The 9,689-nt window shown below is 60.1% G+C and carries 10 protein-coding genes; 5 read left to right on the top strand and 5 right to left on the bottom strand.

The window, feature by feature from the left end:
• Positions 1-1,090, bottom strand: a 1,090-nt coding sequence (locus KF784_18475) for a PAS domain S-box protein (protein MBX3121050.1), incomplete at its 3' end; no start/stop codon positions are given.
• A gap of 353 nt (positions 1,091-1,443) precedes the next feature.
• Here KF784_18475 and KF784_18470 point away from each other — a divergent pair.
• Complete coding sequence (locus KF784_18470) at positions 1,444-3,006, top strand: DEAD/DEAH box helicase family protein (protein MBX3121049.1); 1,563 nt, start codon at positions 1,444-1,446, stop codon at positions 3,004-3,006.
• Between the two features lie 81 nt (positions 3,007-3,087).
• Positions 3,088-3,633 carry an AAA family ATPase gene (locus KF784_18465; protein MBX3121048.1) on the top strand — a complete coding sequence of 182 codons (546 nt, stop codon included), beginning with the start codon at positions 3,088-3,090 and terminating at the stop codon, positions 3,631-3,633.
• Positions 3,634-3,787: 154 nt separating this feature from the next.
• Here the strand turns inward: KF784_18465 and KF784_18460 are convergent, their stop codons facing one another.
• The 4 genes from KF784_18460 to KF784_18445 all read right to left on the bottom strand — a co-directional run bounded on the left by KF784_18460 (position 3,788) and on the right by KF784_18445 (position 8,014).
• Positions 3,788-3,958, bottom strand: coding sequence for a hypothetical protein (locus tag KF784_18460; GenBank protein ID MBX3121047.1), 171 nt, complete (start codon positions 3,956-3,958; stop codon positions 3,788-3,790).
• 311 nt (positions 3,959-4,269) lie between these two features.
• Positions 4,270-5,595 carry a hypothetical protein gene (locus KF784_18455; GenBank protein ID MBX3121046.1) on the bottom strand — a complete coding sequence of 442 codons (1,326 nt, stop codon included), beginning with the start codon at positions 5,593-5,595 and terminating at the stop codon, positions 4,270-4,272.
• 196 nt (positions 5,596-5,791) lie between these two features.
• The gene (locus KF784_18450; protein MBX3121045.1) at positions 5,792-7,411 is read right to left on the bottom strand and encodes a peptide chain release factor 3; all 1,620 of its coding nucleotides are present in this window, start codon (positions 7,409-7,411) and stop codon (positions 5,792-5,794) included.
• A gap of 297 nt (positions 7,412-7,708) precedes the next feature.
• Positions 7,709-8,014 (bottom strand): hypothetical protein, encoded by a 306-nt coding sequence (locus KF784_18445; GenBank protein MBX3121044.1) that lies wholly within the window; start codon positions 8,012-8,014, stop codon positions 7,709-7,711.
• Positions 8,015-8,426: 412 nt separating this feature from the next.
• Between KF784_18445 and KF784_18440 the strand changes: the two genes are divergently transcribed.
• From KF784_18440 to KF784_18430, 3 genes are all read left to right on the top strand, one after another.
• Entirely contained in the window at positions 8,427-9,293 is an 867-nt protein-coding gene (locus tag KF784_18440; GenBank protein MBX3121043.1) for an HNH endonuclease, read from the top strand.
• Positions 9,294-9,330: 37 nt separating this feature from the next.
• On the top strand, positions 9,331-9,555 hold the full coding sequence (locus KF784_18435) for a hypothetical protein (protein MBX3121042.1): 225 nt from the start codon (positions 9,331-9,333) through the stop codon (positions 9,553-9,555).
• Between the two features lie 62 nt (positions 9,556-9,617).
• Positions 9,618-9,689 (top strand): VF530 family DNA-binding protein (locus tag KF784_18430; protein MBX3121041.1); only part of this gene is annotated, 72 nt, incomplete at its 3' end.

Here is a 9,689-nt window from a genome sequence, read left to right as displayed (position 1 = left end):
GCTCCTTGCCGGTGCCGGTTTCGCCGACGATCAGGACGGTGGCGTCCGTCGGCGCGACCTGCGCGATGTCGTCCAGCACCCGGCGCAGGGCCGGGCTTTCCCCGATCAGCGTGCCTGGGTGGCGTGACTGGAGTTCTTCGCGCAGGAGTTCGGTCTCCACGGTCAACGAGCGGATCTTGTGTTCAGCCTCGATGCGGTCGCGCACGTTGCGGAGGATCACGGTCGTGGCGGTGCGGCGGCGCAATTCGAACCGGGAGAGCGTAGCCTCAGCGGGGAAGGAGCCGCCTTCGGGACAACGGGCCGTGAGGCCGCCGGGGATCCAGAGAGACCGTTCTCCTTCGGGGCGGGCGTCCAGTTTGGTGATGAGGTCGCTCACGCGCCGGGCGTCCTCGTCGGTCATGAACCGGCGGAAGTCCTGACCGACCATCCGGGACTCGCCGCAACGAAACACCCGTTCGGTGGCTGGATTGACGCGGGTGATCCGCAGTTGGTCGTCCAACTCGATGATGGCGTCCATCGCGCTTCCAAGGAGCCGCCCCACGGTTTCCTCCCGGTCCCGCACCTCGGCCTCGGCCCGCAGGCGTCGCAGTTCGGCGGCCGCCCGCGCGGCGAAGATCTGAAAGATGGCATGGATGCGCGGTTCTTCGGGAATGGGGCGGCGGTCGATGACGGCCATGTGTCCCAGGATGGCGCCGTTGTGGTCCTTGAGCGGCACTCCCATGTAGCTGACGGCCCCGGCCTGTCGCAACTCCTCTTCCTGCGGATAGATCTCCAGAATGCGGTCGGGGAAATGGACCAGGGTGGCGCTGTCGATCACCCGCTCGCAAGGCGTGCCTGCGATGTCGACTTCGTAGTCCTTCACCCACTGGCCGTCCATCCAGAAGGCCAGGGCGCGCAGGCGGCGGGATTCCGGAAAATATTCCGTCACCCAGGCTCCGTGGGTCCCCAAGACGTCGGCGAGGTTGCGGACCAGGGCGGCAAAAAAGTCGTGGCCGGTCTCCGTCGCCGTGCCCTGCACAATGGCGCGCAAGACGGCGTCGGCTTCCAAGGCATGGAGCGGGTGGGTGGCTTCTGAACGCTCGGTCGACATGGCGTGGTGCCGTGAGTATGCGACCACGCGGCCGGCGTTTCAAGGGTAGCGGCGGCTCCGTCGGCCTCTTGTTGCCCGGCTGGTTTTGCGATACCATCCCGCACAGATATGATGTGTCTCTCCCATGCCGTGGCCGGCCGCCTCCGTGACGTGAGGGCCTGTCGGCCGCGTGTACGCCACACCTCATCTTCATCGTCGTGACAAACTGATCGTCTTCGTGGAAGCCCCCGGCTGCGGACCACTGCGGATGGGAATTGTATGATGTGCGTAGAGACCGGAGAGATGGGCGGGACGGCGCAGAATCGGCGCCACTCGTGGTTCGAGGCAAGGCACCGGACACGCCTGGTGGTGCTATGGCGGTGACCCTCGCCCCTTGGAAAGCCGTGCTTCGTGATTGGCAGGCTCGCGCGGTGGCCGATGTGTTGGCACGGCCGCGCGAGGACTATCTCGTGACGGCCACGCCGGCGGCAGGCAAAACGCGCTTTGCGTTGCGCATTGCCCATCACTATCTGGCTGCTCGCAGCGCCGGACGGGTGCTGGTGGTCTGTCCGACGAACCATCTGCGGACACAGTGGGCCTCCGCCGCCGGTCAGGTCGGCATTCAGCTCGATCCGGCCTTGTCGAACGAGCAGGCGCTGGAGGCACGGGATTATCACGGCGCAGTCGTAACCTATCAGCAAGTCTGTTTGGCGCCGGACGTGTTTCGCCGCGCCTGCCGGAGCCGCAAGACGCTGGTGATTCTCGACGAGTTACACCATGCCGGAGACGGCAAGGATTGGGGTAAGGCCCTGCGCGAATCGTTCGGGGAAGCCGTGTTTCGCCTCGCCCTGTCCGGCACGCCGTTTCGCTCCGACAACAATCCCATCCCCTACGTGCGGTACGAGCAGGGTGAGAGCCAGGCGGACTTTACCTACGGCTACTCCCATTCCATCCGTGACGGGGTGTGCCGGCCGATTCTCTTCCCGAGTTATGAAGGGGAACTGACCTGGCTCTCCGATGGGCGCGAGCATCGAGCCACGTTCGAGGACGGGTTGACCTTCGAGCGCCAACGCGAGCGGCTGAAGACGGCGTTGCTCCAGGAGAGCTGGCTGGGGCCGGTGTTGAGCGATGCCCATGCCGAACTACAGCGACTCCGTAAACAGGAGCAGGCGGACGCGGGGGGCTTGATCGTGACCATGAACCAAGACCATGCCCGGCAGGTGGCCGACCTCGTGCAGAAGATCACGGGTACACGTGCGCAGGTGGCCGTCTCGGACGATCCGTCCGCTTCTAAAACCATCGAGACCTTTGCCCATCACAAGCAGCAGCAGTGGCTGGTGGCGGTGAACATGGTCAGCGAAGGCGTCGATATTCCGCGCTTGCGGGTCGGGGTCTATGCCACCAACGTCTTAACGGAGATGTATTTTCGTCAGGTGGTCGGGCGGTTCGTGCGCATGCAGGAGAAGGTGCCGAAACCGCAGCGGGCCTGGCTCTACCTACCTAAGGATGCGACGCTGGTGCATTATGCCAAGCGCATCAAGGTCGAGCGGGATCATGTGCTCGAAGACATCATGCCGGCCGTCCAGCGAACCCTCTTCGGGACCGCCGCGACGTCGTTGAAGGAATATATCCCGTTGAACGGCGTGGCTCGTCTCGATGCCTTGATCGGCGCCGAGGAGGGTGAGTCGTCCGGCGAAGGCAAGGGGCAGCCGGAACCGGCGGTGGCGCTGCACGACCAGAAGAACAGCTTGCGGGACAGACATCGCGTGCTGGTCGGGGCCGTGGCGCGAAAGTGCGGAGTGGATCATCGACAGCTCAATGCGGAGCTGATCAAGCGGACCGGTGGGCGAGTCGATCAGGCCACGATTCCGCAGTTGGAGCGGCGTATCGCCCTCCTCGAAAAATGGCGCGACTCCGGCTTCGATAGGAAGCGGTGAGCGCGACTGGAGCATCATGAAACGAAGCCGTCACGCGGGCGAGCGAGATTCTCGCCGGTGAATGGGGCAAGAAAGGGAGCCATGGTTGATACCAGAGTGAAGCAGCCGGCGAGAAAGCCTGCCAAGAAGAGCCGCACGCAGGTCGTGACCCCATCGGTGACGAAACAGACGGCACCTGCGCGGCGTAACCGGTCCGCTCGCCCGAAGCGGCCGACCGTGGCAGTGGTGGTGCTCTCCGGCTCGACCCCGCTCCGCCGGAACAAAGCAGCGGAATTGGTGGCGGAGGAACTGAAGCTCGACCTGTCGAAAGTGAATCTGTCGTCCCTGGTGAGTCGGCGGGTCGGGGAAACCGAAAAGAATATCAACCGGGTATTCGACGACGCGGAGCGCAGCGGTTCGATCCTGTTTTTCGACGGGGCCGATGCGTTGTTCGGCACGCGACGCGGGGGTGGAAGTCCGTATGCGGATGCCGGTGCCGCACACCTGCTGCAACGCATCGAAGACCATAACGGGCTGGTTATTCTGACGACCAACGGGAAAAGCCGGATCGATCAGGCCCTGTCGCGACAGGCGCGGGTGTCGGTGATGGTGGGGATCAAGAAGAAAAAAAAGAAACCGTCGGTCTGACGAGTCGTGCTTCCCGGGGCCGGTTCGAGCATGTGGGATTCGTCTCTCGTGTCGAAGCCGGATGCCGTCTCTTCACGAGAAACGTGTCACGATGCACGAATCGGCGAGCGATGCGAGCACGCGGCTGACAGAATGTTTCAGCATCCTGTGAGGCTTACTCCGTTTCTTCGCTCGCCTCCAGGCACTTGGTGCATTGCTCCAAGTCGGGCACGCCATGAGCACTGCAGAATGGTCGGTGGCACAAGGCGCAGATCATGAAGGTCATCTTGATTCGATCGTCGGCTTCGCAGCAGTAACAGTTTTTTGCGGTTCTTGCCTTCGGCATGGGTCTTCTCCTCGAAACCGGTATCGGCCTCAGTGTGTATCGTGATTGTCAGGCGGACCGATCGCCGATCGCGTCGGTGTGCGACGCTCGGTCATCCGTGCCGGTCCTGCTGCACGGAGGGCGTGGAAACGTCAGTCCCTGTGAGAGCGGGCAAGGCACCTAGGCCGAGTTAGCCTGAGGCGCTAAGGGCAGCAAGAGGTGTGATCGTGCTCGCATCAGCTTTCCGGAGGTCGCCGGGGGGTCCGGAGATGCTAGATCCTTATAACACATTTGACGATGGTCGTGGCGGCTGCAGTGTCGTGCGGCCAACGTCATGGGTTGCGCGGTGGAAGCTCAGCGGGAAAGCCTTTCTGTAACGCGCGGTGAATTGCGTCGGCGGCCACCAGGTTTCCTTCATCTGTCCAATGTGTGTCGTCCGGCAGGTAGGTGGGAATGCCGGAGCGTGCTGCGGTTTTCAGGGCCGGGGTGAGGTCGACATACTCGATACGTGGATCTGCGTCCGCCAACAGTCGCTGGAGTCGACCGGGTACGTCGCTGACATGCCATTGACGGATCGCGGCTGTCGACAAGGCTAGGTTTGGGAGATCGTGGTAGACGCGGAATTTTTCCGGCACAAACGCCACCAGGAAACGGATATTCCGGTCGCGGCAGAGTTGCGCTGCCCGGATGATCGGAGCAACGGCTTTGCGAAGAGTCGGCTCTGAGACCCGCTCCACTTCGGCGGAGGCAAAAAAGACGGTCGTCGTCCGGTGCATGCTGTCGAGAAACTCGGCGCGGAGCTCCTTCAGGGACTCATCCGGCGTGCATGGCTGCTCCGACCGGAACAGAAGAGCCGAGACATTTCTGCTCAATGACCGAAACCAGAAATCCTGCCACCAGCCGTTGCCTGATCGGAGTACTTTCTCCTCGTAGCGCTCCGCATCCAAGAAGTCATTGCCTTCAAAAAATGCCCAGACCACCGTTTGGGGTGCGAGGGGGAAGCCGAACCGTTGCAGGACGACCAATTCCTGTTGAGGCCCATACCCTGAGTGTCCCAGATTGGCGACGGACTTCTCTTGCAATTCACTCAGCCGGGTCGTGATCACACGTTCGTCCGGCGTGAAGTAGCCCTCCATGTATGAATCTCCGATCACGACGATCTCGGCCGAGTCGAGGTCGCGGGCATTACGAAATCCGTTTCGATCATAACGGACAGCGACCGTTCGGGCAGGATCCGGAGGGATGCAGAGCGCTCGACCGATGTTGCCTTGGTACGGCGCTTCATAGCGATAGTGCGGATCGTGTCGCCACAACAGTTCCTTGTCGAACCGTCGTCCCGCCACGCTCAGCGCCGTTCCGGATTCGTACGAACCGAAGAGGACACGGTAATCGACGAGACCGAGCAGGACGGCTCCTTCTGCGAGCACCCAGCAGAACACGAGCGAGCCCGTCGTAAGAAGGAAGCGCGTTCCGGTTTCCGAGAGCGGCATCCGGTTGAACATGCCGTACAACGCCCAGCCCAGCAGATAGGCCGAGATGACGTTGTCCAGGAGGTGGCGGATCGTCGTCACCCCCGTGAGTACGAGGATGGCAGAGCCGGCAAGGAAGACGGCCAGCGTCGCGAAGGCGATGATTCCCCTGTGATCGTCGCGTCTCATAACCGTGCGCTCAAGAGCCGGTTGTCCGATGGTGCATCGATCCGTGAACGGGCATCCATGTCAGGTGTAAACGAGACCGGCAGGAGTGTCCAGTCATACTGGACACTCCTGCCGGTGTCAAGAGACGGACCGGCGTACACGATGAGGGGCGTGGCGCTGCCACGTCGTGCAAGGGAGTGGTGTTCGGCCGTCAATCTTACTGGCCGGCGACTTCTTCTCGCAGTAGGAATTTGATGGAAGGATTCGATTTGACGCAATAGGCCAGCAGGTGTTCGGTGGTAAACAACATGACGCCGCGTCCCTGCTGATCCACGAGGCGGACGGTATCCGATGGCCAATAGACCGCAGCAATGGCGGTGGGGTCCCCGACGATCCAGCGGGCCATGGTGTGGGGCATGCGCTCGACGGAGGTTTTCACGCCGTATTCGTGCTCCAGGCGCGACATGACGACGTCGAACTGCAGTTCACCCACCGCAGCCAGCACCGGCTCGCGGCGCACGTGGTCCGGTGAGTAGAAAATCTGCATGACCCCTTCCTCTTCCAGCTGCTTCAGGCCTTTTTGAAACTGTTTGTGCTTGGAAATGTCCTGTGTCCGCAAGAGACCGAAACATTCGGGAGGAAAATGCGGAATGGGATCGAAGCTGAGCTTGGAGTCGGAGGTCAACGTATCGCCGATGGTGAACAGGCCCGGATTCACCAGCCCCACCACATCGCCGGGGTAGGCCTCGTCGATCGTTTCGCGGTCGCGGCCGAAGAGCCGATGCGGACGCGTCATCCGGATCTTCCGGCCCAATCTGGCGTGATAGACCATCATGTCTTTTTCGAAGCGGCCGGAGCAGATGCGAAGGAAGGCCATGCGGTCGCGATGTTGCGGGTCCATGTTCGCCTGAATCTTGAACACGAAGCCGGAGAAGGTCTCATCCGTCGGCTGCACCAGGCCTTGGGCGCTGTGCCGGGGGCCCGGAGGTGGCGCAAGGGAGGTGAAGGCATCGAGGAAGGGGCCGACGCCGAAATTGGTCAGGGCGCTGCCGAAGAACACCGGCGTGAGTTCACCGGCGAGAAATCGGTCGCGATCGAAGGAGGTGCCTGCGCCCGTCAGTAGGCCGATTTCTTCCTGCAGCGGACCGTAGGCCTCGCCGAGGGTATCCGCCAGTTTCGGGTTGGGGAAGGTCTCCACGGTCATCGGGGCGCGCCGTTGGTTGTGCGAGGTGCGCTGGAAAAACAACACTTGGCGCTGTTGGAAATCGTAGACGCCTTGAAAGCCGGATCCTTCGCCGATCGGCCAATTGAACGGGACGGCCGTCATGCCCAGCGTGCGTTCGATCTCATCGAGCAGGTCGAAGGGGTGACGTCCGGGCTGGTCCATTTTGTTGATGAAGGTCAGGATCGGAATGCCGCGTTTGCGACAAACGGCGAAGAGTTTCTTCGTCTGCGGTTCGATACCCTTGGCCCCGTCCAGGACCATGACGGCGCTATCCACCGCCATAAGGGTTCGATAGGTGTCTTCGCTGAAGTCCTGGTGTCCCGGCGTGTCGAGCAAGTTGATTCGTGCGCCGTGATAGTCGAACTGCAGCATCGTGGACGTAATCGAAATGCCGCGCGCCTGTTCGAGTTCCATCCAGTCCGATTTGGCTTGGCGCTGGGTGGAGCGGGCCTGCACGGCACCGGCCAGGTGGACCGCCCCGGCATACAGCAGCAGCTTTTCGGTCAGCGTGGTCTTTCCGGCGTCCGGATGGGAAATAATGGCGAATGTGCGCCGTCGCAAGACCTCGCGCCGTAATTCGTCTGCTGCGGAATGCTCAACCGGCAGGGACATAGCGATTCTCTTGGGTGATGTAGGTGCCAACGGAACAAGGGACGGAGCGTCTCCTGGCGTCGCTGGATGGTAACCCTTTCTTTTAGCAGTCGCAAAGGGGCGGGGGCAAGAAGGGGGAGGGGCGGACAGCCTGATACTCCCGTGCTCGCGCAACGCGCGGTCGCGGACTCCCCTCGTTGGACGCGCGCACTTGGGAGCACCAGGCTGTCCGCCCCAGTAGAGGAATAAGATGAGGGCCGAGAACGCGCACGCTCGGTATGTGCTCGTCCCATGTGCGCAATGAGAGCCGGGGGGCGGTTATTTGCCCAGCGGATTGGTCAATGCTCCCTTGGCGCCCTCCTTGATGTCCTTGACGTCTCCCTTTACCTGTCCGACGCCCTGCTTGGTTTTGTCCAGATCTAATTTCTTCGCGTCTTCTTTTGTTTGCGTCGCATCGGTTTTGAGTTTGCCTGTGGCTTCCGTCAAAGACTTGCCGGTGCCCTTCATCGCCTCTTTGCCTTCAGTGATGAGGCCATCGGCATGGGCCAATGCAAGATATGACGAAACCGAGCTGGCTCCGAGACCGAGGGCAACTGCGAGAGCGACGATCACTGATTTTTGCATGACAACCCTCCTTGGTGAGTGGGCACCATTCACTGCGCGGGGGATTGGCGTTGGCACATGGTCGACCTGATTAGGCTGATGCCATGGCCACTATACCAGCCTTAGTTGCGTCTTTGTTCTACTATTTGGTGCATCCATCGATCCTGGCTTGCAGGCATCTTGGACTATGACGGAGGCGTGTTACACCACTCTTGCGCGGGCCTTTTCCATAAGAAGCGCGATGCAGTCTAGATACGGAGCGACGAGACAGTCGCGTGGTCCCTGTGCTCGCGCAACGCGCGGTCGGGGACGCCCCTCGTTGGAGGCCCACACAACGACCTCGCAACTATGATGGCAGGACGATGATGAATGGTATGGTTGGGAAATATATCGCTCCAAACAAGATACTACACTCTCCATTTGAGGGGCGGTTGTGTATATTACGCGTCTGGATGGTTATTATTTCGCGGCAGCTCGGACTGCTTTACAGAATCAGCACATGAATGAACCTTGGACGCGTGATCAACTGCTTGTTGTTTTTAACCTGTATTGTAGAATTCCTTTTTCAAAAACCAAGGCGAACAATCCCTTAGTCATCGAAGTTGCTCGTCAGATAGGAAGATCAGCGGCATCGGTAGCGATGAAGCTGGGTAAGTTTGGTTCATTCGATTCTGCGTTGCGCGCCAAAGGGATCAAGGGGCTTTCTGGGGCAAGCAGAGCGGACCGTGCTATTTGGGATGAGTTCACTCAGGACTGGGGGAAGCTCTCGATTGAAAGTGGACTTGCGGCAGATCGGTTCCCAGGCAGTTCATTGGCACTGCCTCCGGAGCGGCATGTACGGAGTCGGCCTGTCGACGGTTATCTTGCCAAGTGTGCTGAGATTGTGAGCGGACCGAGTGAAACGGCCCGTGAAGTCAAAGTTCGGTTGCACCAGAGATTCTTTAGGGAAGCTGTTCTGGCCTCATATGGAGACAGTTGTTGCGTCTGTTCCAATCCGGTTTCTCAGTTGCTCACGGCTGCACATATTGTTCCTTGGGCTGAGAGAGAGGATCTTCGCGTTAATCCAAGGAATGGTTTGTGTCTGTGTTCGCTTCATCATGACGCGTTTGACAATGGACTATGGGCGATCGACGATACCTATCAGATAAAGTTGTCTTCTGCGCTGAGAGCCTACCTGCCAAGCAGAATTCTTGAGGTGAATTTCGTCGAGTTCTCATGTGCCCAGATTCGTATGCCAGACAAGTTCTGGCCAGAGAAGGAATTCCTCGCCTTCCATCGTTCGAACATATTTCGTGAATAATCTGGGATTCACTTGTGTGAGCCACAATGGAGAAGACATGCCAACAAACGACGAAAGGGCAGAACGCGCCAGGGAAGTTCTCAAGATGTATGCTGTGCAATTTGGTGATCCTTATGATCCACGCGGAACCTTGATCGACGTGCTGACGGATCTTATGCATCTGACCGCCAAAGAGCCTGAGTTAAGGTTGGAATTTGAAAGCAGCTTAAAGATGGCTAGATTTCACTTCGAGGCTGAGGCCGAAGAATCCCTGGATACTTAACGAGATGAAACGGCAGAAACACTATCGAGTCTTCATCTTCTAAGATTCTCCGCCATACGCCTATGACCACTTCCCATCCCCGCGATCCATTGCACGGCATTACGCTGGAGACCATCGTGACTACCTTGGTCGAG

This window comes from Fimbriimonadaceae bacterium (assembly GCA_019638775.1).
Taxonomy (GTDB): Bacteria; Armatimonadota; Fimbriimonadia; order Fimbriimonadales; family Fimbriimonadaceae; genus JAHBTD01.
This window is presented reverse-complemented; position numbering and strand designations above follow the sequence as displayed.

Bases quoted from the DNA above. Each gene is read 5' to 3' on its own strand.
- KF784_18435 (MBX3121042.1), top strand. From the start codon at position 9,331: ATGCCAACAAACGACGAAAGGGCAGAACGCGCCAGGGAAGTTCTCAAG.
- KF784_18460 (MBX3121047.1), bottom strand. From the start codon at position 3,958: ATGCCGAAGGCAAGAACCGCAAAAAACTGTTACTGCTGCGAAGCCGAC.
- KF784_18445 (MBX3121044.1), bottom strand. From the start codon at position 8,014: ATGCAAAAATCAGTGATCGTCGCTCTCGCAGTTGCCCTCGGTCTCGGA.
- KF784_18470 (MBX3121049.1), top strand. From the start codon at position 1,444: ATGGCGGTGACCCTCGCCCCTTGGAAAGCCGTGCTTCGTGATTGGCAG.
- KF784_18455 (MBX3121046.1), bottom strand. From the start codon at position 5,595: ATGAGACGCGACGATCACAGGGGAATCATCGCCTTCGCGACGCTGGCC.
- KF784_18465 (MBX3121048.1), top strand. From the start codon at position 3,088: ATGGTTGATACCAGAGTGAAGCAGCCGGCGAGAAAGCCTGCCAAGAAG.
- KF784_18450 (MBX3121045.1), bottom strand. From the start codon at position 7,411: ATGTCCCTGCCGGTTGAGCATTCCGCAGCAGACGAATTACGGCGCGAG.